This is a genomic window from Bacillus pumilus, assembly GCF_900186955.1.
GTDB classification, from domain to species: domain Bacteria; phylum Bacillota; class Bacilli; order Bacillales; family Bacillaceae; genus Bacillus; species Bacillus pumilus.
Genome location: NZ_LT906438.1, coordinates 3,429,270 through 3,453,340, shown reverse-complemented (window position 1 = coordinate 3,453,340; position 24,071 = coordinate 3,429,270). Strand labels below are relative to the sequence as shown.

Genomic DNA, 24,071 nt, shown 5'->3' with positions numbered 1-24,071 from the left:
GGAGCGCTTAACATGAACATTGGTCAAGATTGGCTTGAAATGTTAAAAGAGTTTCATCAAATGGTCGAACTGCGTGCTGGGCAAATCTTAGTGATCGGCTGCAGTACATCAGAAGTGGCTGGTGAGCATATTGGGACAGCAGGAAGTGAGCAAATAGCTGCGTCCATTTATCAAGAATTGGATCAGCTAAGACGAGAGACCGGCATTGAGGTCGCTTTCCAGTGCTGTGAGCATTTGAATCGTGCTCTTGTTGTGGAGGAAGAAGTGGCTTTCCGGCTTAATCTAGAGATTGTGGCGGCAGTACCTGTCCGAAAGGCGGGTGGTTCGATGGCGGCTCATGCGTATCAGCACATGGAACATCCTGTGTTAGTTGAATCCATCGAGGCGCATGCTGGGATCGATATCGGTGATACATTCATTGGGATGCATCTAAAGAGAGTCGCTGTACCTGTTCGCCTTAGTCGTCATCAATTAGGACATGCACATGTGACGTTTGCGAAAACGCGTCCGAAGCTGATTGGCGGAGAACGAGCGGTTTATACAAAATCTTAGCTAAGATATATTTCTAATATAATGTTGAATGATGAAGGCGCTTCACCACTTGAATATTCGGTTTTTCGTAAAAAAAGAAGTCGATTTTCCAAAAAAACTTTTACATTTCACTCAAAAACCGTGTACAATGAGATGGTGAAAACATCGAATGGAAATAGATTGGAGAGGATTTCGCTGATGAAACATTTACCTGGGCAAGACGCACAAGTATTCAAGGCAATTCAACTAGAGCGGAAACGCCAGCAAGACAAAATTGAATTAATTGCATCAGAAAACTTTGTAAGCGAAGCAGTCATGGAAGCGCAGGGCTCTGTATTAACAAACAAATATGCAGAGGGCTACCCTGGTAAACGCTACTATGGCGGTTGTGAACATGTAGACGTTGTAGAAGATATCGCACGTGACCGCGCAAAAGAAATTTTTGGCGCTGAGTATGTGAACGTACAGCCTCACTCAGGTGCTCAAGCGAACATGGCCGTATACTTTACCATTCTTGAGCATGGCGATACAGTGCTAGGTATGAACTTATCACATGGCGGGCATTTAACGCACGGAAGCCCTGTTAACTTTAGTGGTGTACAGTACAACTTTGTAGAATATGGTGTTGATAAAGAAACGCAGCATATCGACTATCAAGATGTACTCGAAAAAGCACGTGAACATAAGCCAAAGCTAATTGTTGCGGGTGCAAGTGCATACCCACGTCAAATTGATTTCAAAAAGTTCCGTGAGATTGCGGATGAAGTCGGTGCTTACTTTATGGTCGACATGGCTCACATTGCAGGTCTTGTTGCAGTAGGTCTTCATCCAAATCCAGTTCCTTATGCAGATTTTGTGACAACGACGACTCACAAAACATTGCGTGGACCTCGCGGCGGAATGATTCTATGCCGTGAAGAGTTTGGTAAAAAGATTGACAAATCGATCTTCCCTGGTATTCAAGGTGGACCACTGATGCATGTCATCTCTGCAAAAGCTGTTTCTTTCGGTGAAGTATTGAACGGAGATTTCAAAACATATGCACAAAACGTCATTGACAATGCAAAGCAGCTAGCTGAAACCCTTTTATCTGAAGATATTCAGCTTGTATCCGGTGGAACGGATAACCATCTTGTTCTCATCGACTTGCGTTCTCTTGGTATCACAGGAAAAATTGCAGAAAATGTTCTTGATGAAATCGGTATTACAGTGAACAAAAATGCGATTCCTTATGATCCAGAAAAACCTTTTGTCACAAGTGGTGTACGTGTTGGCACAGCAGCAGTGACAAGCCGCGGTTTCGATCAAGAGGCAATGAAAGAAGTCGGTTCCATTATTGCGCTTGCTCTAAAACATCATGAAGATGAAGCGAAATTAGAAGAAGCGAAAAAGCGTGTATCTGATCTGACTGCCCGCTTCCCTTTATATAACGAATTAGATTATTAAAAAGCAGACCCATTTGCCTATTTTTGGCATGTGGGTTTTTTTTTGTAGGATTTGCGAATCATATTGAAAGATGATGTCTTTTTATGTAGAATTGTAGGAAGTGTGCAAAGTTCACCGGAAGATGACAGAAAAGGAGTTGTAGCAAGCAATGGCAAAGGTTTATGTATTTGATCACCCGCTTATTCAACACAAACTTACATATATTCGTGACGTTCATACAGGAACAAAAGAATTTAGAGAGCTAGTGGATGAAGTCGCAACATTAATGGCATTTGAAATCACAAGAGACTTACCGCTTGAAGAGGTAGATGTAGAAACACCTGTACAAGTAGCGAAATCAAACGTGATCTCAGGGAAGAAACTCGGTGTTGTGCCAATTTTAAGAGCAGGTCTTGGTATGGTGGACGGGATTTTGAAACTCATTCCAGCTGCTAAAGTGGGACATGTCGGTTTATACCGTGATCCGAAAACATTAAAGCCTGTTGAATATTATGTGAAGCTTCCATCTGATGTGGAAGAGCGTGAATTTATCGTAGTAGATCCAATGCTTGCAACTGGCGGTTCAGCAGTCGAAGCATTGAACAGCTTGAAAAAACGCGGAGCGAAAAACATTCGCTTCATGTGTCTGATTGCTGCTCCTGAAGGTGTAGAAGAAATGCAAAAGCACCATCCTGACGTTGATATCTACATTGCAGCATTAGATGAGAAATTGAACGAAAAAGGCTACATTATCCCAGGTCTTGGTGATGCTGGTGACCGTATGTATGGAACGAAATAACATGTTTTAATAAAAGCCCACATGCAAACGTGCATGTGGGCTTTTTGAAATATATGACAAACGGTTGATGTCGTTCTTAGAAAAATCAATGTATACTGAACATTAGCTGTTTTTTTCAATGAATGTCACGTGTCTCCTAAAGTTTGATGAAATTGTGAACATTTTGTGTGCTCTATCATTATAGAAAAGTTTTTTAACTTTCAACGGATTGACACATCATAGACGCTATTGTATGCTAAACGAGGGTATTATGGTAAGGTTTTCATAGCCTATAGCACTCTACTAATCCTCATTGTGAACCCTTTAATTATCAGGGTTTGTATCAGCGAATGAAGCAACATCCCATAGATCTTTAGATTTCAAGTCTGATTGTGCAATTAGACCGATGGGTGATTGATTTTTTTCGAACAGGACTGCTTATCATAAGCGTCTTCTACGCAGTTTTCATCACCATTTATTACCTTTTTTACAATATTTTTCATCGGGAGTCAGATGAATGAACGATCCAAACGCGATTTTCCGCAGACAGAGTAAATACATGTTCTATCTATTGGCAATTTTTGTGTTTGGCTATGCCATGCCTGGTTTTAAACCACTGTTTCTTGGTTTGATTATCGGCACAATTTTTGCTTTCTTTAATTTATTCCTACTTATACGGAGAATGCACGCTTTTGATCGAGCGGTTAAAAAAGGAAAATCCATTCGTTCAATGGGAAGTACAGCCAGGTGGGCCAACGCAATTCTCGCAGTAGCGATTGCTTGGCGTTACCCTAATGAAGTTCATCTGGCAGGTGTTGTTATAGGATTAATGACAATATATCCTGTCATTATGATAGATTCCTTCATTCAACTTAAACGTTCTACTATGGAAGAGAGGTGAATACTCTTTGGGTCACAGTTCAAAAACGACAGAATTTTTAGGGTTAACGTTCAACTTATCCAATGTTCTCATGATTACGATTGCTAGTATCATCGTTCTTCTCATAGCGGTGCTGACTACTCGTGTTCTGTCTATTCGTCCGACAAAGGCGCAGAACTTCATGGAATGGATTGTTGATTTTGTTCGAAATATCATAGGTAGTTCGATGGACATGAAAACAGGAGCCCCATTTCTAGCGCTTGGCGTTACATTACTCATGTACATATTTGTTTCAAACATGCTTGGACTGCCATTTTCGATTACGGTCGATCACAACTTGTGGTGGAAATCACCAACAGCAGACCCTGCAATTACAATGACACTAGCGATTATGGTCATGGGATTGACACATTACTACGGTGTCAAGGCAAAAGGAGTCAAGGAATATACGAAAGACTACTTTAGACCAATTCCGCTTTTAGTACCATTGAAACTTATTGAAGAATTTGCAAACACGCTAACACTTGGTTTGCGTCTTTATGGAAACATTTTTGCTGGAGAGATTCTTCTTGGTTTGCTTGCAGGACTTGCGACCAATTTCTACACGCAAAACATTGCGCTTGGTATCGTTGGTACATTAGGTGCCATCGTGCCGATGATTGTATGGCAGGCATTCAGTTTGTTTGTCGGAACAATCCAAGCATTTATCTTCACCATGCTGACAATGGTGTACATTTCTCATAAAGTCAGCGACGAACACTAAAAAATTGAGAGTCCAAAAAGGACGTTATTTTAAAGGAGGAGCTTTTTAATGAATTTAATAGCAGCAGCAATTGCAATCGGTTTGGGAGCACTAGGAGCAGGTATTGGTAACGGTCTAATCGTATCTAAAACAGTTGAAGGAATCGCTCGTCAGCCAGAAGCTGGTAGAGAACTAAGAACTCTTATGTTCATCGGGGTAGCTTTAGTTGAGGCACTTCCAATTATCGCTGTCGTTATCGCATTCTTGGCATTCTTTGGTTAATATGTGAGAAGCGTTCTAATATGAATTTTAATGGCGAAGATCAGATTAGTTCGAAACTTCGCCATTCCTTTATGTTTTGTTTCTTAACATATTATTTAAAGAAGGGAGTTGCCGTACTAAATGTCTCAGTTACCAGTGGTTTTAGGAGCAGGTGGCTTAAGTTTCAACGCCGGGGATATGATATTCCAGCTGATCGCTATGCTCATCTTGCTTGCACTTTTAAAGAAATTTGCGCTTAAGCCTTTATTAGGGATTATGAAACAGCGTGAAGATTATATAGGAAATGAAATTTCAAGTGCTGAACAAAAGCACGTTCAAGCTGAAAAGCTTCTTGAAGAACAACGTGTCTTATTGAAAGAAGCACGCGAAGAATCACATACACTCATCGAAAATGCGAAAAAGATTGGTGAGAAACAAAAAGAAGAGATCATTCAAGCAGCACGTCAAGAGTCAGAGCGCTTGAAAGAGTCTGCTAGAACTGAAATCGTGAAAGAAAAAGAACAAGCTGTGGCTGCACTGCGCGAGCAGGTTGCATCACTATCTGTACTTATTGCATCTAAAGTGATTGAAAGAGAACTTGATGAGCAAGCACAAGAGAAATTGATTCAAGAGTATCTTAAAGAGGCAGGCGAAAGCCGATGAGCGTGACTATTGTCTCTAAGCGTTACGCTTCTGCTCTTTTTGACATCGTTCTTGCTTCTTCGGCAGTAGACGAAACTGAAAAAGAGCTGAATGAGATCAAAAAAGTTCTAAAGGTTGACCAAGAATTGAATGACTTTCTTGTTCATCCAAAGATTACGGCAAACAAAAAGAAACATTTGATTGCAGAAGCTTTCAAAGGTGTTTCGACACATGTATTGCACACAATGTATTTATTGATTGACCGCGGACGCACGAATATTTTCTCTGAAATGACGTCTGAGTTTGTGAAACTGGCAAACCGCACGAAACAAATAGACGATGCGATCGTGTATTCAGTGAAACCGCTGAGCGGTGCTGAAATTCAATCTTTATCTGAAGTATTTGCCAAAAAAGCCGGAGTCACATCACTGCGTGTTGAAAATGTGATTGACAAGGATCTAATAGGCGGAGTGAAAATCCGTATCGGAAACCGCATTTATGACGGCAGTGTCAGCGGAAAGCTTTCCCGCATTGAACGTCAGCTTGCAGGCGAAAATCGTTAGAAGGGGTGAAACCTTAGTGAGTATCAAAGCTGAAGAGATTAGCGCGCTGATAAAGCAGCAAATCCAAAACTATCAATCTGAAATTGAAGTAAAAGATGTCGGTACAGTCATCCAAGTAGGGGACGGTATCGCGCGTGTACATGGCCTTGACAACATTATGGCAGGAGAGCTGGTTGAGTTCTCTAACGGTGTAATGGGTATGGCTCAAAACCTTGAGGAGTCTAACGTAGGTATCGTTATTTTAGGACCTTACAAAGATATCCGCGAAGGTGACGATGTAAAACGTACAGGTCGTATCATGGAGGTTCCAGTTGGTGAAGAGTTAATCGGACGTATTGTGAACCCACTTGGTCAGCCTGTTGATGGACTAGGTCCAATTTTAACAAGCAAAACTCGTCCAATCGAAAGTGAAGCACCAGGCGTTATGGATCGTAAATCTGTTCATGAGCCGCTTCAAACAGGGATTAAAGCAATTGATGCCTTGATTCCAATCGGACGCGGACAGCGTGAATTGATCATTGGTGACCGTCAAACAGGTAAAACATCTGTTGCAATTGATACGATCCTAAACCAAAAAGATCAAGACATGATCTGTATTTATGTAGCAATCGGACAAAAGGAATCAACGGTTCGTGGTGTTGTTGAAACACTTCGTAAGCATGGTGCGCTTGATTACACAATTGTAGTCACAGCTTCTGCATCACAGCCAGCCCCACTTCTTTACCTTGCTCCTTATGCAGGTGTAACGATGGGTGAGGAATTCATGTATAACGGCAAGCACGTACTTGTTGTATATGATGACCTTTCTAAACAAGCGGCAGCTTACCGTGAGCTTTCATTATTGCTTCGTCGTCCTCCAGGTCGTGAGGCATTCCCTGGTGATGTTTTCTATCTTCACTCTCGTTTATTAGAGCGTGCAGCGAAGCTTAGTGACGAAAAGGGTGGCGGTTCTATCACAGCATTGCCTTTCGTAGAAACGCAAGCTGGCGATATCTCTGCATATATCCCAACAAACGTTATTTCAATCACAGATGGACAGATTTTCTTACAATCTGACCTCTTCTTCTCAGGCGTACGTCCAGCAGTAAACGCAGGATTGTCTGTATCCCGTGTAGGTGGTTCTGCACAAATCAAAGCGATGAAAAAGGTAGCAGGTACACTTCGTCTGGATCTTGCTTCTTATCGTGAGCTTGAAGCATTCGCTCAATTTGGATCTGATCTAGACCAAGCGACTCAAGCAAAATTAAACCGTGGTGCTAGAACAGTTGAAGTCTTAAAACAAGACTTGAACAAACCGCTTAAAGTTGAAAAACAAGTAGCGATTCTTTATGCACTTACAAGAGGATACTTAGACGATGTCGCGATTGCTGATGTCAAACGTTTCGAAGCTGAGTTATTCATGTACATTGAAGAAAACCATAAAGGCTTGTTTGACACGATCTCTCAAACAGGAAACATGCCTGCTGATGAAGAGTGGAATACAGCAATCGAAGGCTTTAAACGTACGTTTGCACCAAGCAACTAATTAGTAATCTTTCCGAGAGAAAAAGATTCTCTTTTTCTCTCTTTTCACGTAAATGAACACGGATTCCTGAAAAAAGGTGGTGAAATCTTTGGCCTCATTACGCGATATAAAGTCAAGGATCACGTCAACGAAAAAATCGAGTCAGATCACAAAAGCGATGCAAATGGTATCAGCTGCGAAACTGAATCGTGCTGAAAACAATGCGAAGTCTTTTGTTCCCTACATGGAAAAAATCCAGGAAGTCGTTGCTGCAATCGCAACTGGAACAAGTGCTAAGCACCCAATGCTTCTTTCAAGACCTGTCAAGAAAACAGGGTATCTCGTCATTACATCTGATCGAGGACTTGCAGGACCTTTTAACAGCTCGATTTTGCGTGCCGCTTACCAAACCATTCAATCTCGTCATCAATCCGCTGATGAATATGCGGTGATTGTGATTGGTAAAATCGGACGCGACTTCTTCAAAAAGCGCGGTATTCCAGTTATTTCTGAAGTCACAGGGCTGGGAGACGAAGTAGCGTTTGCTGATATTAAAGAATTAGCAAGCAGTACAGTTCAAATGTTCTCTGATGAAGCGTTTGACGAACTTTACATGTTCTACAACCACTTTGTCAGTGCCATTTCACAAGAAGTAACAGAGAAGAAATTATTGCCGCTAACGGACATTTCGGCCGCAGCGACACCCAATAAACGTTCCGCATCTTATGAGTTTGAGCCTTCTGAAGAAGAAATTCTTGAAGTTCTCCTTCCTCAATATGCAGAGAGTTTGATTTTCGGTGCGCTTCTTGACAGCAAAGCAAGTGAACATGCTGCAAGAATGACAGCAATGAAGAGTGCAACAGACAACGCGAAAGAATTGATCGACGGCCTGACACTCTCTTACAACCGTGCTCGTCAAGCAGCGATTACACAAGAGATTACAGAAATTGTCGGCGGAGCAGCTGCCTTAGAATAGAAATAATTGTCAGGAGGGAATGCAATGAAAACAGGACGCATCAGTCAGATCATGGGACCAGTCGTAGACGTTCATTTTGAAGACGGTCACTTGCCTGAGATTTATAATGCGATCAGAGTTTCGCATAAAGCGGAAAGTGAAAGTGAAGTTACGATCGACTTAACTTTAGAAGTAGCACTACATTTAGGTGATAATACAGTCAGAACCATCGCAATGGCATCAACAGATGGTGTGAAGCGCGGTATGGAAGCTGTAGACCTTGGAAAACCAATTTCAGTACCAGTTGGTAACGTAACACTTGGACGCGTATTCAACGTACTGGGAGATAATATTGACTTAGATGAGCCACTTGGTGTGGAAGCTCAAAGAGATCCAATCCACAGACAAGCGCCTTCTTTTGATCAACTTTCTACAGAAGTTGAAATTCTTGAAACGGGTATTAAAGTTGTTGACCTTCTTGCTCCTTACATCAAGGGCGGAAAGATCGGTCTATTCGGTGGAGCCGGTGTAGGTAAAACCGTTCTGATTCAAGAATTGATCAACAACATCGCACAAGAACACGGCGGTATTTCTGTATTCGCTGGTGTTGGAGAGCGTACACGTGAAGGAAACGACCTTTACTACGAAATGAAAGATTCTGGCGTTATCGAAAAAACAGCCATGGTCTTCGGTCAAATGAACGAGCCACCAGGTGCACGTATGCGTGTTGCCCTAACTGGTTTGACAATGGCAGAGCATTTCCGTGATGAACTAGGTCAAGACGTATTGTTCTTCATCGATAACATCTATCGCTTTACACAAGCAGGTTCCGAAGTATCAGCCCTTCTTGGACGTATGCCTTCAGCGGTAGGTTATCAGCCGACACTTGCAACAGAAATGGGTCAGCTGCAAGAGCGTATCACGTCTACAAACGTAGGATCGGTTACATCGATTCAAGCGATCTATGTACCTGCGGATGACTACACGGATCCAGCTCCAGCAACAACGTTCGCTCACCTTGATGCAACGACAAACCTTGAGCGTAAGCTGACTGAAATGGGTATTTACCCAGCGGTTGATCCTCTTGCTTCAACATCTCGTGCACTTGCACCTGAGATCGTTGGCGAAGAGCACTATGCCATTGCGCGTGAAGTGCAGCAAACATTGCAGCGTTATAAAGAACTACAAGATATCATTGCCATTTTAGGTATGGATGAATTATCAGAGGACGATAAGCTTGTGGTACACAGAGCGCGTCGTGTTCAATTCTTCCTATCTCAAAACTTCCACGTAGCAGAGCAGTTCACTGGCCAAAAAGGTTCTTACGTGCCATTGAAAGAAACTGTTAAAGGCTTCAAGGAAATCTTATCTGGTAAATACGATCACCTTCCAGAAGATGCATTCCGCTTAGTTGGACGCATTGAAGAAGTGGTTGAAAAAGCCAAAGAGATGGGTGTAGAGGCCTAATCTGGTCCTTAGGAGGGTAAAAGCATGAAGACCGTTCAAGTCAATATCGTTACTCCCGACGGCCCAGTGTATCAAGCGGATGTGGAAATGGTCAGTGTCAGAGCAGAAAGCGGTGAGCTTGGTATTTTAGCTGGCCACGTTCCAATGGTTGCTCCGCTAAAAATCGGTGCAGTTCGCTTAAAACATAGTGGATCAACTGAATTGGTTGCAGTAAGTGGCGGATTTGTTGAAGTTCGCCCTGAACAAGTAACCATTCTTGCTCAGGCCGCTGAAACATCAGATAAAGTTGATGTCGATCGTGCGAAATCAGCGAAACAGCGTGCTGAAGAGCATTTGAACCACCCGAATGAAAGTGATGTACGCCGGGCGGAACTCGCATTAAAACGGGCGTTAAACCGTTTAAATGTAGCAGGGAAATAAAACAGAAAATCCTTCTTATCACAATGATAAGAAGGATTTTTTTTAGAATGACATGAGGGATTGGTACATTGACACATACGGGTGAGAATCCTGTTTTTCCAAATATAAGTGCTCGCAAAACTGCGTACTATGCCACGTTTTATTGTGCCGGCGCAAACCCAGCGTATATTGATGCGGAGAGTCCATATAAGGACGTACCACCCAGTCAGCATCAGAATGATGACGGAGGACAACCTCTCCCATATATACACTCATCATCGCTTCTAATGCATCTATTGGCATTTTCCACTCAGCAAACAACTGCTTGGTAAATGCATCAAAGTAAAGTGTTTCTAACTGATACAGGCTCTCCTCAGAATAATCCAAAGAAATGTTATGAAAATGACACAATTGCGCTAATTCTTCTAGCTGTGTCTGTCTATAATCAAAGTAGAAAGCAATGGCCTCCCATTCATGATCAAATGAGGGAACCAGTTCTCCGTACAAATCAACAAAGTCAGGAAAAGAATCTTTCAATATGTTCAGCTCCTTCCACACGCAGTATATCATCTCCTTGGCACCAGGATAAGAGGGGATTTACTCTAAATGTAGCTCTTTTTTCCAAATGATTCATCTTTCCGATTTTCGAGGATATAATGAAAGGGAGTTTTCCTTTACAGAAATAAATATAAGGAGGATTCAACTGTATGGAAGACGTAGGACAACAAGCAATTGTTAGTATTGTGATCCACCTGTTTTTTATTGCGATTACATGGTGGGCATTGCTTGCCGTTAATATTGACCCACTGATTAAAAAAGGGAAAATCATTCAGGCAAGATTGCTGATGATGCTCATTACCATTGCTATTGCATCTGCAGTCAGCAATTTCTTCCTTGATTACTTAAATTTCTCCAAACAAATACCTTATATGTTCTAACATAAAAGGTTTGGTCACTGTCTTATGCGGGAACGTAAAAAGAAGTGTCAAAAGTATGGCCTTTGATGACTTTTCCACGTATGCATAGACCTCCTTGCGGCAACACTTGTAGCAAGGGGGAATGACAAGTGAGAAAGTATGTAAAAGGTTGGCCATTATTTGCGTTTATTCTTTTTTTTGTTCTGATGATTCAAGGTGTTCGTGCGGAAGAATCTTCTCCGCTTGTCCAAATAGCAGAAGGTCTAAAAAACCAGCAAATTGAAGTAGATGGATGGACTCTTCACGCCAAAACAAATATAGACATTTCATCCGAACAATTTTCAAAAAAAGTGAAACGTTTGAGAGACGAACTACGACAGTATGAGTGGACCGAAAAAGAAGAAAAACATGTCACCAAAGTCACAGGAATTTACAAAGATGAAAAAAATGATACATTATCGAAAATTTTACTCGTGAAGACCGACACAAAATCCAATCAAAAGTCGTATTTATTATATGAGCAAAAAGGTGCTCGCCCACTGAATACCTGGAAGCATACATATGATCAGTTCGTACGTCATGCAAAAAGCATATTACAAGAGAAATTTGTAATTTTTACTTGTCTCGATGGTCATGTAAATGGTATGATGGATGTTGTTTTGCAAAAAAAGGCTGAAATGTTAGCGAATGAATTTCAAGCAAAACCAGTTGAGTATCTCGTTGAGTCTAATTTTGTGTCGCTTTCCGCTTACACAGATAAGTGGGAACAGTTCATTATGACTTCAAATGATAAAATGAATGTTCAAATTGCCATCAGAAGTTCGGAAATGAACGAAAATCATACGATTACGGTTGGCACACCAATCGTAACGACTGAATATTAATATAGAGAATTTGGGACGCGGAGGGGAAGACCTTGGAAAAAATCATCGTCCGCGGCGGTCAAAAGTTAAACGGCACAGTTAAAGTAGAAGGAGCAAAAAATGCCGTTTTACCAGTTATCGCTGCATCTTTGTTAGCAAGTACAGAAAAAAGCGTAATTTGTGATGTACCTACGCTCTCCGATGTATATACAATCAATGAAGTGTTACGTCATTTAGGAGCAGAAGTACATTTTGAAAATAACGAAGTATCAGTGGATGCATCTCATGCACTAGAAACTGAGGCTCCGTTTGAGTATGTCCGTAAAATGCGAGCGTCTGTGCTCGTCATGGGACCACTTTTAGCAAGAACAGGTCATGCAAGAGTTGCATTACCTGGAGGCTGTGCGATTGGTTCAAGACCAATTGACCAGCATTTAAAAGGCTTTGAAGCAATGGGAGCTAAAATTCAAGTAGGAAATGGTTTCATCGAGGCTGAAGTTCAAGGCCGTTTAAAAGGTGCGAAAATCTATTTGGATTTCCCAAGTGTTGGCGCAACTGAAAACATCATTATGGCAGCAGCATTAGCTGAAGGAACAACGATTTTAGAAAACGTAGCAAAAGAACCTGAAATTGTTGATTTGGCAAACTACATCAATGCCATGGGCGGTAAGGTTCGCGGAGCTGGTACTGGTACAATCAAAATCGAAGGTGTGGAAACACTTCACGGTGCAAAACACAACATCATCCCTGACAGAATTGAAGCAGGTACTTTCATGGTGGCAGCAGCCATTACAGAAGGAAATGTTCTTGTGAAAGGCGCAGTGCCGGAGCACATGACATCACTTGTAGCAAAAATGGAAGAAATGGGTATTCAGATCATTGAAGAAGAAGAAGGTTTAAGAGTCATTGGACCATCTGAGCTCAAGCCAATCGATCTAAAAACAATGCCACATCCTGGTTTCCCAACGGATATGCAATCTCAGATGATGGCGCTATTGCTTCGTGCGAACGGAACAAGCATGATCACAGAAACGGTATTTGAAAACCGCTTTATGCATGCAGAAGAATTCCGCCGTATGAATGGTGATATTAAAATTGAGGGTCGCTCTGTCATTATCAACGGGCCGGTTCAACTTCAAGGTGCTGAAGTGTCAGCGACTGATTTAAGAGCAGGAGCAGCACTTGTACTTGCTGGATTAGTAGCAGAAGGTCATACACGTGTCACTGAGTTGAAGCATATCGATCGTGGTTATGTGAACTTCCACCAGAAGCTTGCAGCAATCGGTGCAGATATTGAAAGAGTAAATGATGAAACAGCAGATGTGACACAAGAACAAGTTGTATCAGATCTGAACGCGTAATCATAAAGAAATCAGTGTGTCCATTGGGCATGCTGATTTTTTTTTAGAATCATAGAATGCTTTATTTTAAAAGCTTATCACTAGTGTATCCAACCATCTTAAATTTTATTCATAAAGACGAACAGTAAAATCAGTTGATAAAGAGCCTCTTATCTTCATCAAAAGACTTGTCCACTGAATGAAAGTAGCTGTCATATTAGCTTGTCCCCGCCCATAGGATAAAAGAGATCCAATGACAAATGGGGGCAACCAAATATGAAACCAATGATATGGACAATCGCAGGAATATGCATCATTATTTTAATGATTCCAACTTTACTTGTGTTGCCGACGTTTCAAGGGAAACCGGAGGCAAGCCAGCATGTATCAGCGGAGCCATCAGTTAAAAAAGAAGTGAAGGGTACAGTCAAATTGAAGCAATCATCCGTCGCTATCCCCGTCTATCGTTCAGCTCATCAGCAGGTAGAAAACATCCCCTTAGAAGAGTATGTGATCGGTGTCGTAGCATCTGAAATGCCAGCTGATTTTGAGATGGAAGCACTTAAGGCACAGGCACTCGCCGCAAGAACGTATATCGTCAGACAAATGATCATCGATAAGACCGTCAAATCACCAAAGGGCTCTCTTGTAGATGATACCCAAATGTTCCAAGTGTATAAAAACAAGCAGGAACTCAAGAAAATTTGGGGAAAAGCGTACAATTGGAAGTTAAAAAAAGTCACAGAAGCTGTCGCTAGCACACAAGGAAAAGTGTTGACCTACGACGAAAAACCAATTGATGCCTCATTCTTTTCAACAAGTAATGGAAAAACGGAAAATGCGGAAGCTTATTGGAAAAACGAAATCCCCTATTTGAAAAGTGTCTCAAGTAAATGGGACGAAAAATCGCCAAAATTTCAAAATAAGAAAACCATCTCAGTGAATGAATTTCAGCAAAAATTAGGTGTGACGCTCACTCAGCAGGCTCAGATAGGGCAGATAGTAGAAAGGACACCTGGAAATCAAGTGGCGAAAGCCGTAATAAACGGTAAAACACTGACAGGCAGAGACATTCGAGAGTCATTAGGGCTTCACTCAGCGGACTTTACATGGGAACGACAGGGCCAGCAAATTATCATCACGACAAAGGGGTATGGCCATGGTGTTGGAATGAGTCAGTACGGTGCGCATTATATGGCACAGTCAGGCAAAAAAGTAGATGCTATCGTGAAACATTATTATAAAGGGATTCAAATTGAATCAGCTGATCGTTTTCTTAACACGTATATGGCTAAAAAATAAAGCAAAGGTGCCTCAAAATGGGGGCATCTTTTTTGTGTGTTCCAAGAGGTTTGAACAGAATGTGTCAATTTGCGACTTAAGACGCACCTCAGGAAATCTTAAACATTTACGTCCCGACAAGAACCGATGGCCGATACAAAGCCCCTCGAAAGAAGGAGAAATCAAAAGAAAAAATGATGTGTTGGGTGAATGTATCTAGACAACTGACAGATTTTTAGTGATTTTGATGAAAGAGAAAAAGGGACCGAGTCCTATACCATTCCAAGACAGAATATTTTACGATTAAGATGTTTCAATTTAATACATAGGGAGGAAGGAAAAAATGATGTTGAAAAAAGTATTTACACTCGTAACCTTAGCTGTATTGACATTATCTATGTCAATCTCTTCACCAGTATTTGCAAAAGCATCTACAGTCAAAAAACATAACAAAGATGTAAGAGTCACCATCTTACTTGATGCAAGTGGAAGCATGGCAAGAAAAGTAGAGGGAGAACGCAAATTTGACCTCGCAAAACAAGAGGTATTTAAATTTGCTCAGTCACTTCCAAAAGACGCTAAAATTCGTATGAGCTTGTTTGGCTCTGAAGGAAACAACAAAAATTCAGGTAAAGCTCAATCATGTGAAGTCATTAGAGGCGTTTATGGCGTACAGCCTTACGAAAAAGAAAGCTTTGAAAACTCTTTAAACGAACTTGGACCAAATGGCTGGACACCGATTGCTCGTGCTCTTGAACATGCAAAGCAAGCGGATGAACAGCTTAATAATGGAACAAAACATATTGTGTACCTCATCACTGATGGCGAAGAAACTTGTGGCGGGGATCCAGTAAAAGTAGCAAAAGAATTGCATAACTCAAAAGGCTCGACTGTTGTTAATGTCATTGGATTAGACTTTAACGATGGCTATGAAGGTCAATTAAAGCAAGTAGCCAAAGCTGGTAAAGGCCATTACTACCAAGCAAGCACTGGTAAAGAAATGGGTTCTATCCTGTCAGCAGAATCATTAAAACTACACGAATAACTTGCTGAACAAAAGGGAAACGATTGATGTATGCTTTCGTTTCTCTTTTTCTGTACAAATGTAAAAAGGGAGGTTTTTATGAATGAAACGCAATATTGTATTAACCATTTTGGCTAGTCTTGTCCTGCTTCTTTCTTCACCAGCTCATGCTGTGACAAAAAAACAGGAGCCGGCTCATGTGGTGATATTACTCGATCTAAGCGGCAGCATGGCGCAATCAGTTGAAGGCGAAAAGAAAATCGATATCGCCAAACGTTCTATTCAAAGCTTCGCAAGTATTTTATCAGATGATACACAAGTTCTTCTTCGTGTGTTTGGTCATGAAGGAACCAATAAAAATGCTGGAAAAGCAATTTCTTGTGAAAGCTCTGAAGCCGTTTTTGGATTTGGATCATATGAGTCATCAACATTTCAGCAAGCGCTGAATGTGTATAAGCCAACCGGATGGACACCACTTGCAAAAGCATTAACAGATACGAAGCAAGATTTTGAAGATCACCAGGCTGAAGGGAAAAATATTGTCTACGTCGTCAGCGATGGTCAAGAAACTTGTGGAGGAAGCCCTTCACAAGCAGCAAAGGAATTACATGAAGGCGGAATTGACACCATTGTTAATATCATTGGCTTTGACGTGAATGAAAAAGAAGCCAGAAGTCTAAAGTCTGTTGCAAAAGCAGGCGGTGGACAATATCAACCGGCTGCAAATGCCGAAGAATTGAATTACATTCTACAAAATGCAGCGAGCACTTTTAGTCAGTAGGATATGAATGGGAGCTGGGGATTGTTTTCCCCAGCTGTTTTTTAGTTGAAGATCAATTCAAGGTGGTTTCTAATTCATCAATTCGTTTCTCCACGTAGTGCTGGTCTTTTCTTGCATGAAAGGTTTCGGCTTTTTCTAATATGGCCGCCGTATTATATTCGGGAATCTGTGAGTAGCTCTCATACACACCCTTTGGAATTAAAACGTTCCCTTCAGGCCAGTAAACAGCGATATTGCCACGTTTCAACTCCCCAAATTGAGCGACTCCTTGGTAGGATCCATACTGATTAAACAAAACAACTGGATCACCTTCTTTGACATAAAGCTCTTTAGCATCTTCTTCATTCATCAAGATGGAATGACGCTTCCCACCATTAAAGGCATCCTTTTCACTATAGATCATAGAGTTGAATTGCTTTCCTCTTCTTGTCGTAATATTAAAATGTCCCTCGGTTTTTCGGTATTGAGGCAGCTGGGCAGGAAGAAGATGTCCTTTGCCATCCGGTGTTGGACACTCTCCGTCTTCACATAGCCAGGCACCTCCCCATTGGAAAACGTCTCCTTTATGACGTAAATGCTGGATGCCATCGTAGTTTCGATTTGCGATCGCAATCTCACGGCGAATGTCTTCAGCCGTTTCGAAATGAATCAGCTCAGCATCTTGTGGACGTACTCTTTTTGCAAGATCCATATAAATATCCCATTCTGCTCTGGCTTCCTCAATCCGAGGTCCTTCAATTTCTGGACTGAAATATACCATGCGTTCCGTACTAGTGGAAGTACCGCCGCCTGGCTGCTCATATCTTGTCATAGCAGGGAGAATAATTACCGTCTCTTCTGCCTCTACTAGCGTAGAGGTATTCAAAATGATATCTTGATGGACACGGAGTTCAAGCTCAGATAATGCTTTTTCGATCGCATCTGGATTTGGCATCGTTTCTAAAAAGTTCCCGCCGCTCGTAAACAGCATTTTGAGTTTTTGCGGATGTTCTTTTGGGAGAGCCATTTTCTCAAAGGATTGCCCAATGGTGTCACCATGCCATTTCGGAATGTCAAACCCCCAAATCTTTTCGATTCTTTCAATATTCTCTTCATCAAAATCACTGCCCGGCAAAACAAACGGGTCAGCACCCATTTCACCAGAACCTTGAACACCGCTATGCCCGCGAATTGGCATGACACCACAATGTTTCCTGCCAATAAACCCACGTAACATAGCAAGGTTGGCAACCTGTGATATATTATCAGTTGCAAAGCGGTGCTGAGTAAGACCCATGCTCCAAATGAAAACGCCTGAATTGGCATTGGCAAGAAGGATCGCAAATTCCTTCATTCTTTCTTTTGATAAGCCTGATGATGCTTCAAGGTCTTCCCATTTCAACTGTGCGACATGCTGCTGTAAATCCTGTATGCCGGTAGTATGGGCTTGAATAAATTCATGATCAAGAGCGGAATGGGGCGCGTGCTGCTCCATGTCAAACCAATGTTTGATGACACCATTCATAAACGCAATATCGCCGCCTATATTGACTTGATAGAAATCATCCGCGATTTTTGTGCCGAATAAAGCACTTTCTGGAATAGAGGGAACCCAGTACTTTTCCATGGCAGGCTCTTTGTACGGATTGATGACAATAATTTTGGTTCCTTTCTTTTTCGCCGCATACATATATTTAGTGGAAACGGGCTGATTGTTTGCTGCGACAGATCCCCAAAAAATTAAGACATCTGTTCCGATCCAATCGTTGTAATTACAGCTGGAGGCTCCTATCCCAAGGGATCGCTTAAGAGCGGTTTTGCTCGGTGAATGACAAATGCGAGACGCATTATCAATATGATTTGTCCCGATAAAGCGAGCTGCCTTCGCAGCGGTATAATAGACTTCATTTGTAATTCCTCTAGCTGTTAAATAGAAAGCGAGCTGTCGTTTATCAATTGATTTGATTTTAGCTGCGATTTGATCTAATGCATCATCCCAGGAAATACGTGTAAAGGCATTGTCACCTTTTTTTCGAATCAGTGGATAAGGGATACGGCCAAGTTTGCGGAGAGTAGTGCTGTCCATTTGTTTGAGCTGTTGAATGTCTTCAAACCATTTTGGATCAATAGCTGGCATTGTATTAAGACGAAGTACATTTAGTCTTGTGGTGCATATATGAGGTCCTGCGAGCGTTTGGTCATATAGCCCTGAAACACCAAGGGCACAGCCGTCACACACGCCTTGCGTTAAAATGCGATATGCATAGGGGAGATTATCCTTGTTCTCCCAAGCCACTTTCATCGTATCTCGAATGTGTTTCGGCTTTACTTTTCCAAGTCCCATAGGCGCAAAAGAGGCCCATAGCTTTGGTGAGGGTTTTTTATTAAGCTTAATAGGCCCCTTATGTTTTGTTTTCCCCATGATATCATCACCCTCCTATTACTTTATAAAGCGTTTTCATATCTAAAAATTACCTTTAGATTGTGATTCTGTCAAATTCAAATTAAGGTCGGGATGAGACAGAAGCATCAGCAGTAAGGTTTGTTTCTCTAAGCTGCTGAATATCCTTCCGTATGAGAAGAGATATGATAAAAGCGATGAAAAATAAGCCAGAGAACACCATCAGACTCTGCGTGTAGTTACCTGTTATATCCCGGATAAAGGATGAAAATAAAGGTCCTGCTAAACCAGCAGCTGCCCAGGCTGTCAAAATATAACCGTGTATGGCACCAAGTTGTTTCGTGCCAAATAAATCCCCAATATAGGCTGGAATTGAGGCAAACCCTCCTCCATAGCACGTATAAATGATCGCCATCACGATTGAAAAGACGAGCGGTTCTTTTAAGTAGGGAAGTAAAGGAAAGGCAATGAGCTGGATACTAAAGAAGATTGTATATGTATTCGGCCTTCCGATATAATCTGAGAAGGAAGCCCAGCCAATCCGTCCTAAACCATTAAAAGCACCTAAAATGCCAACAAGGGTAGCTGCAGCACCAGCAGTGAATCCAACACTTTCTTGAGCAAGAGGCGATGCTACTGAAATAATGGCAATTCCGCATGTGATATTAATAAAGAGCATGAGCCACAAATAATAAAAACGTCGTGTTTTGATCGCTTCATTTGCTGTAAGCTGTGATAAATCCTGAGGGATTTTTCTTTGATTTGTTTTTAACACATCAAATTGTTTGACGTCATCAGGTGTTGGTGGTGATAAATAAAGAGATGAAATCACCATGATCATAAAATAGGAAATTCCAAGAATGTAAAAGGTATTTGCGATATCTACTTTTTCAATGAGATATTGGATAATTGGGCTGCAAATAAGAGACGCAAATCCAAAACCCATAATAGCTAAGCCGGTTGCAAGTCCTCTTCGGTCCGGAAACCATTTCACTAAAGTTGATACAGGTGCAATGTAGCCTACCCCTAATCCTATCCCAGCGAGTACACCATAAAATAAATAGAGGAGAGGGAGTGAGGACATGTGTACAGCGAATCCTGACCCTGTCATCCCGATACCGAAGAAAATGGCTGAGAAGAGCCCTGATGCCCTTGGGCCATATCTTTCAACGAAATGCCCCATGAAAGCAGCAGATAATCCTAAAAATAAAATAGCAATACTGAAGGTCAGGCTTATTTCTGTCAATGACCACTGAAAGGCCTGATGTAAAGGATTCGTAAAAACACTCCAAGCATAAACAGACCCAATAGATAAATGAATTCCCACAGCACTTGTTGCGATGAGCCAGCGATTTTTCGATTTGTTCATTTTGTTCCCCCCATATAAAGCAATCAAAAAGTTTGATAAGATAGAAATATGTTACATTTTTATGACTTTTTAAAATAATATCACAATTTAATTGGTTCATATAACTAAATTTGTGCTGAAAGGAAGATCATACAATGAATCCTTCTGTTAAAAAGAAACGAGTTATACACCAATACCGTGAAGGTCAATTTACTTGCAAAACAGATGAAGTTGTAGAAGAATTTCCTTTAACTGTGATCGTGAATGGAGAGGAATTTGTAACACTTGTTTGTTCACCAGATCATTTAAAAGAATTGGTGATCGGTTTTTTAGCTTCAGAAGGAGTCATTCGATTTGAAAATGAGATTAAAAGGTTTACAATAGATGAAAGTATGGGCTTTGCCTATGTTGATTTAGTTCACTCAAGCGAGTTTCAGTCATCAGATTTTACTAAGCGGGTGATTGGTTCTTGCTGCGGGAAAGGGAGACACTTTTATTTTCTCCAAGATGTGAAAACAGCAAAAACAGCCATTGATCGAATCAACATTTCTGCTGAAACCTGTATGCGTCTAATGAAATGTTTACAAGAAGAAAGTCAATTGTTTCAACATACTGGTGGTGTGCATAATGCAGGACTGTGTGACACAGAAAAGCTATTTATCACTAGAACTGATATAGGAAGACATAATGCTTTAGATAAAATCTATGGATACTGTTTACTTCATCGAATTCCGCTTAGAGATAAAATCCTTGTGTTTAGCGGCCGGATATCGTCAGAAGTTCTATTGAAGGCAGCAAAACTAGGAGTGTCGATCGTCATCTCAAAATCAGCACCAACTGAGCTGGCGCTTAATATGGCAGAAGAATTAAATATCACGACAGTTGGATTTGTCAGAGGAGAATCTTTTAATATATACACTCACCATCAGCGTATAACAGAATAGGAGGCAAAGTATGGACAGTATATTGGATAAGAGACATCGACCATTGCGCGATTTAAGAATCTCAGTAACAGATCGCTGTAACTTTAGATGTACGTACTGTATGCCTGCTGAAATTTTTGGACCAGATTATCCTTTTTTGAATAAAGAAGAACTGCTTAGTTTCGAAGAAATTGAACAGCTTGCTACCCTTTTTGCAAAGGACCTAGGTGTGGTGAAAATACGCATCACGGGTGGTGAACCCTTAATGCGAAAAGATTTGCCTATCTTAATAGAAAAGCTCTCGAAAATTCCAGGAATCGAAGATATTGCTATGACAACTAATGGAACGCTTTTACCTGTATATGCTGAAAAGTTAAAGAAAGCAGGTCTTCAAAGAGTCACCATTAGTTTGGATTCATTAAACCCTGACCGTTTCAAGCAAATGAACGGAAGGAATATTTCTATCCAAAAAGTGTTTGATGGGATTGAGGCTGCAAAAAAAGCTGGACTTGCTATTAAGATCAATATGGTTGTTCAAAAAGGTGTGAATGATCAGGATGTCTTACCAATGGCAGCTTACTTTAAAAAAGAAGGACATGTTCTCAGATTTATCGAGTTCATGGATGTCGGAAATACGAATAAATGGAATCTAGAGCATGTCATGACAAAGAAAGAGATCATTGGTCTAATTGATTCAACATTTCCCATCAAACCAGAACCTCCTCAATATCCAGGTGAAGTAGCCAACCGATTCTTTTACCAAGATGGTTCAGGAGAGATAGGCATTATTTCTTCTGTTTCAGATGCCTTTTGTGGAACATGTAATAGAGCGAGACTTTCTGCTCGCGGTGAATTGTTTACATGTCTTTTTGCATCATCGGGTTTTGATCTGAAGCGGGTGATTCGCTCAACAAAAGATAATGAAGATATAAAGAACATATTGAAGGAACTATGGTCGAATAGAGATGATCAATATTCAGCTGAGAGAGAGCAGAAGAAAGATCAGAAAAAAGTTGAAATGTCATACATCGGTGGGTAGTGACAACAAAGTATCATGATCATGATTTTTTGAAAAGTAGAGAAAATGTCATAATCATTGTTGAAAATACTTTTATAGAAATAGGTCTATTCATCTTAGAATCCTGTCATGATCAAAAACCAGCAGAAACTCTGCTGGTTTTTAAAATGTTATTTTGTGGCTCAAAAAGGTTGAGATATGCTTAGAAAGTAGATTTTTCAACATTTTTTACTGCTTTACTTTTATGGGAGCTGTGATAAGATCAACTCAATCTTTACCAACTCGATTTTTTCACTCCTGGAATTTGGCCCTTATAGGCAAGCTCACGAAAAGCAATTCTAGACATTTTAAATTTTCGTAAGTAACCTCTAGGACGACCGGTTAACTCACAGCGGTTTTTTAAGCGAGTAGGGGAAGAGTCTCTAGGTAATTTCCTTAAAGCTTCATATTCACCTTTTTCTTTCAACTCTTTTCTTAATTCTGCATATTTCAATACAAGCTGCTGCCGCTTTTTTTCTTTAGCAATTTTAGATTTCTTTGCCACTTAAAACCCTCCTGGCTTAATGTTGGATTTTCCATTGAAAGGGGTCTTCAAACGTAGTCCATTCTTGATCAAATTCCTCAGGTGTGAGTAAGCATTGATCAAGTGTGCGAATGATATCTGCTTTAGGTAAATCTACGCCAATAAACACAAGTTTTGTATGCCTGTCACCAAATTCTGCGTCCCACTCATCAAGAAGCTCTGGTTCTTGCTTTAATATCTGTGCTTTTTCTTGCTCAGGCAAGGCAGCAATCCAGTAGGCAATTGGTTCAATCGCAACAGATTTTCCAGCCTGTGAAATTAAAATGGTTAAATCATGATGTGTGGCAAGCCATGTAAATCCTTTAGCGCGAACTATTTGCTCTGGCATCTGATCTAACCAATTATTTAACCTGCCAGTATGGAAGGGAAGTCTTCTTTCATAAACAAAGGATGAGATTTGGTATTCTTCTGTTTCTGGCGTATGCTGAGAATGCCCAGCGTTGATTTCTTTAATCCAGCCAGCAGAAGCACTGGACTTTTCAAAATCGAATAAACCAGTATTTAAAATGTCACTTGGCTTTACTTGCCCTTTTGAGGTTCTGATGATAGATGCTTCTGGTTGAAGTGTGGTCAGCACGTGCTCAAGTCGGTCTAATTCTGAGTTTGATACTAGATCACACTTATTGATAATCAACACATCGCAAAATTCAATTTGATCAATCAGTAAATCGGAAATTTCTCGTTCGTCATCATCGGAAACGGCTTGTTTACGGTCTAATAGACTTTCTCCTGACTGGAAGTCGGTCCAGAAACGGTTCGCATCTACAACAGTGACCATCGTGTCTAGCCGGCAAAAGCGCGTCAAATCTACCCCCATTTCTTCATCAATATAAGAGAAAGTTTGCGCGACTGGAATAGGTTCACTAATACCTGTTGACTCAATGACAATATAATCAATATGACCAGTCTTACATAGGCGCTCTACTTCGATTAACAAATCTTCTCTTAATGTGCAGCAAATACAACCATTAGATAATTCAACTAGCTTCTCATCTGATCGAGAGAGCTCACCGCCTTGTTTGATTAGTTCTGCATCAATATTAATTTCGCTCATGTCATTAACAATAACAGCTACTTTTAACCCTTTACGATTTTGTAGTACATGATTTAATATCGTTGTTTTTCCAGCTCCTAAAAAACCACTTAATACTGTAACGGGTATTCGCTTATTCATTTCTTTCTGTCCCTTTGCCAATGCTCATGTTCATTTCCGCCTCTCTTAAAAAGTAATGATTACGATTTGAAACCTAAAAAATTATTTTGTTTCTCTATGAAGGGTATATTTCTTTAACCGAGGAGAATATTTTTTTAACTCCAGTCGATCCGGATTCGTTCTTTTATTCTTTGTTGTGATATAGTTTCTGTCACCAGTTTCCGTACAGGCCAAGGTAATTTTCACACGCATCAGTAATAGGACCCTCCTTTAATTCGTAATAGTTACGATTTGTATTTTAAAATGATCAAGA

26 protein-coding genes are annotated in these 24,071 nt (G+C 40.8%); 20 read left to right on the top strand and 6 right to left on the bottom strand.

From position 1 onward, the window contains the following. The first annotated feature begins 12 nt into the window (after positions 1 to 12). The 12 genes from CKW02_RS18065 (at position 13) to CKW02_RS18010 (ending at position 10,168) form a co-directional block, all read left to right on the top strand. On the top strand, positions 13 to 552 hold the full coding sequence (locus tag CKW02_RS18065) for a TIGR01440 family protein (protein ID WP_003214786.1): 540 nt from the start codon (positions 13 to 15) through the stop codon (positions 550 to 552). Between the two features lie 177 nt (positions 553 to 729). Continuing rightward, complete coding sequence (locus CKW02_RS18060; protein ID WP_034620331.1) at positions 730 to 1,977, top strand: serine hydroxymethyltransferase; 1,248 nt, start codon at positions 730 to 732, stop codon at positions 1,975 to 1,977. 148 nt (positions 1,978 to 2,125) lie between these two features. Next, a complete protein-coding gene (gene upp, locus CKW02_RS18055) occupies positions 2,126 to 2,755 on the top strand; it encodes a uracil phosphoribosyltransferase (protein WP_003214553.1) in 630 nt (209 codons plus the stop codon). Positions 2,756 to 3,251: 496 nt separating this feature from the next. Further along, positions 3,252 to 3,635, top strand: a complete 384-nt coding sequence (locus CKW02_RS18050; RefSeq protein WP_003215321.1) for an ATP synthase subunit I — start codon at positions 3,252 to 3,254, stop codon at positions 3,633 to 3,635. 7 nt (positions 3,636 to 3,642) lie between these two features. Then, complete coding sequence (gene atpB / locus CKW02_RS18045; protein ID WP_003215198.1) at positions 3,643 to 4,377, top strand: F0F1 ATP synthase subunit A; 735 nt, start codon at positions 3,643 to 3,645, stop codon at positions 4,375 to 4,377. A gap of 48 nt (positions 4,378 to 4,425) precedes the next feature. Beyond that, positions 4,426 to 4,638 (top strand): F0F1 ATP synthase subunit C, encoded by a 213-nt coding sequence (gene atpE / locus CKW02_RS18040; RefSeq protein WP_003214968.1) that lies wholly within the window; start codon positions 4,426 to 4,428, stop codon positions 4,636 to 4,638. A 120-nt stretch (positions 4,639 to 4,758) separates the two neighbouring features. Then, on the top strand, positions 4,759 to 5,280 hold the full coding sequence (gene atpF, locus CKW02_RS18035; RefSeq protein WP_003214532.1) for a F0F1 ATP synthase subunit B: 522 nt from the start codon (positions 4,759 to 4,761) through the stop codon (positions 5,278 to 5,280). After that, positions 5,277 to 5,822, top strand: a complete 546-nt coding sequence (locus CKW02_RS18030) for a F0F1 ATP synthase subunit delta (protein ID WP_003214900.1) — start codon at positions 5,277 to 5,279, stop codon at positions 5,820 to 5,822. The genes atpF and CKW02_RS18030 overlap by 4 nt, the downstream gene beginning before the upstream one ends. A gap of 16 nt (positions 5,823 to 5,838) precedes the next feature. After that, positions 5,839 to 7,347, top strand: a complete 1,509-nt coding sequence (gene atpA / locus CKW02_RS18025; protein WP_003214775.1) for a F0F1 ATP synthase subunit alpha — start codon at positions 5,839 to 5,841, stop codon at positions 7,345 to 7,347. Between the two features lie 88 nt (positions 7,348 to 7,435). Then, positions 7,436 to 8,302 carry a F0F1 ATP synthase subunit gamma gene (locus tag CKW02_RS18020; protein ID WP_003214656.1) on the top strand — a complete coding sequence of 289 codons (867 nt, stop codon included), beginning with the start codon at positions 7,436 to 7,438 and terminating at the stop codon, positions 8,300 to 8,302. Between the two features lie 24 nt (positions 8,303 to 8,326). Continuing rightward, positions 8,327 to 9,748, top strand: coding sequence for a F0F1 ATP synthase subunit beta (gene atpD, locus CKW02_RS18015; protein WP_034660283.1), 1,422 nt, complete (start codon positions 8,327 to 8,329; stop codon positions 9,746 to 9,748). A gap of 24 nt (positions 9,749 to 9,772) precedes the next feature. Beyond that, positions 9,773 to 10,168 carry a F0F1 ATP synthase subunit epsilon gene (locus tag CKW02_RS18010; protein WP_003214592.1) on the top strand — a complete coding sequence of 132 codons (396 nt, stop codon included), beginning with the start codon at positions 9,773 to 9,775 and terminating at the stop codon, positions 10,166 to 10,168. 42 nt (positions 10,169 to 10,210) lie between these two features. Here CKW02_RS18010 and CKW02_RS18005 read toward each other — a convergent pair whose 3' ends face one another. Beyond that, positions 10,211 to 10,717 carry a hypothetical protein gene (locus CKW02_RS18005; protein ID WP_372706098.1) on the bottom strand — a complete coding sequence of 169 codons (507 nt, stop codon included), beginning with the start codon at positions 10,715 to 10,717 and terminating at the stop codon, positions 10,211 to 10,213. Between the two features lie 137 nt (positions 10,718 to 10,854). On the opposite strand from CKW02_RS18005, the gene CKW02_RS18000 reads away from it, so the two are divergent. From CKW02_RS18000 to CKW02_RS17975, 6 genes are all read left to right on the top strand, one after another. After that, positions 10,855 to 11,085: a DUF1146 family protein gene (locus tag CKW02_RS18000; protein WP_003214947.1), complete on the top strand. Its 231-nt coding sequence runs from the start codon at positions 10,855 to 10,857 to the stop codon at positions 11,083 to 11,085. A gap of 128 nt (positions 11,086 to 11,213) precedes the next feature. Then, positions 11,214 to 11,948, top strand: a complete 735-nt coding sequence (locus CKW02_RS17995; RefSeq protein WP_003214739.1) for a YwmB family TATA-box binding protein — start codon at positions 11,214 to 11,216, stop codon at positions 11,946 to 11,948. Positions 11,949 to 11,980: 32 nt separating this feature from the next. Then, positions 11,981 to 13,288: a UDP-N-acetylglucosamine 1-carboxyvinyltransferase gene (gene murA, locus CKW02_RS17990; RefSeq protein ID WP_003214862.1), complete on the top strand. Its 1,308-nt coding sequence runs from the start codon at positions 11,981 to 11,983 to the stop codon at positions 13,286 to 13,288. A gap of 255 nt (positions 13,289 to 13,543) precedes the next feature. Beyond that, entirely contained in the window at positions 13,544 to 14,569 is a 1,026-nt protein-coding gene (spoIID, locus tag CKW02_RS17985; RefSeq protein WP_003215230.1) for a stage II sporulation protein D, read from the top strand. Between the two features lie 325 nt (positions 14,570 to 14,894). Further along, positions 14,895 to 15,593 carry a VWA domain-containing protein gene (locus CKW02_RS17980; RefSeq protein WP_080550330.1) on the top strand — a complete coding sequence of 233 codons (699 nt, stop codon included), beginning with the start codon at positions 14,895 to 14,897 and terminating at the stop codon, positions 15,591 to 15,593. A gap of 82 nt (positions 15,594 to 15,675) precedes the next feature. Continuing rightward, positions 15,676 to 16,353 (top strand): VWA domain-containing protein, encoded by a 678-nt coding sequence (locus CKW02_RS17975; RefSeq protein ID WP_003214574.1) that lies wholly within the window; start codon positions 15,676 to 15,678, stop codon positions 16,351 to 16,353. 52 nt (positions 16,354 to 16,405) lie between these two features. Here the strand turns inward: CKW02_RS17975 and CKW02_RS17970 are convergent, their stop codons facing one another. Together CKW02_RS17970 and CKW02_RS17965 are read right to left on the bottom strand one after the other, a co-directional pair. Continuing rightward, positions 16,406 to 18,754 (bottom strand): FdhF/YdeP family oxidoreductase, encoded by a 2,349-nt coding sequence (locus tag CKW02_RS17970; RefSeq protein WP_003215255.1) that lies wholly within the window; start codon positions 18,752 to 18,754, stop codon positions 16,406 to 16,408. An 82-nt stretch (positions 18,755 to 18,836) separates the two neighbouring features. After that, positions 18,837 to 20,102, bottom strand: coding sequence for an L-lactate MFS transporter (locus CKW02_RS17965; RefSeq protein ID WP_003214916.1), 1,266 nt, complete (start codon positions 20,100 to 20,102; stop codon positions 18,837 to 18,839). 134 nt (positions 20,103 to 20,236) lie between these two features. On the opposite strand from CKW02_RS17965, the gene fdhD reads away from it, so the two are divergent. Continuing rightward, entirely contained in the window at positions 20,237 to 21,025 is a 789-nt protein-coding gene (gene fdhD / locus CKW02_RS17960) for a formate dehydrogenase accessory sulfurtransferase FdhD (RefSeq protein WP_003214783.1), read from the top strand. A gap of 10 nt (positions 21,026 to 21,035) precedes the next feature. Continuing rightward, positions 21,036 to 22,043 (top strand): GTP 3',8-cyclase MoaA, encoded by a 1,008-nt coding sequence (gene moaA / locus CKW02_RS17955; RefSeq protein WP_034620264.1) that lies wholly within the window; start codon positions 21,036 to 21,038, stop codon positions 22,041 to 22,043. A 253-nt stretch (positions 22,044 to 22,296) separates the two neighbouring features. On the opposite strand, the gene rpsN is transcribed toward moaA, so the two are convergent. The 3 genes from rpsN to rpmG form a co-directional block, all read right to left on the bottom strand. Beyond that, positions 22,297 to 22,566 (bottom strand): 30S ribosomal protein S14, encoded by a 270-nt coding sequence (rpsN, locus tag CKW02_RS17945; RefSeq protein WP_003215208.1) that lies wholly within the window; start codon positions 22,564 to 22,566, stop codon positions 22,297 to 22,299. A 16-nt stretch (positions 22,567 to 22,582) separates the two neighbouring features. Next, on the bottom strand, positions 22,583 to 23,779 hold the full coding sequence (locus CKW02_RS17940) for a GTP-binding protein (RefSeq protein WP_034620326.1): 1,197 nt from the start codon (positions 23,777 to 23,779) through the stop codon (positions 22,583 to 22,585). Between the two features lie 81 nt (positions 23,780 to 23,860). Next, positions 23,861 to 24,010 carry a 50S ribosomal protein L33 gene (rpmG, locus tag CKW02_RS17935; RefSeq protein ID WP_003214771.1) on the bottom strand — a complete coding sequence of 50 codons (150 nt, stop codon included), beginning with the start codon at positions 24,008 to 24,010 and terminating at the stop codon, positions 23,861 to 23,863. Positions 24,011 to 24,071 lie beyond the last annotated feature (61 nt).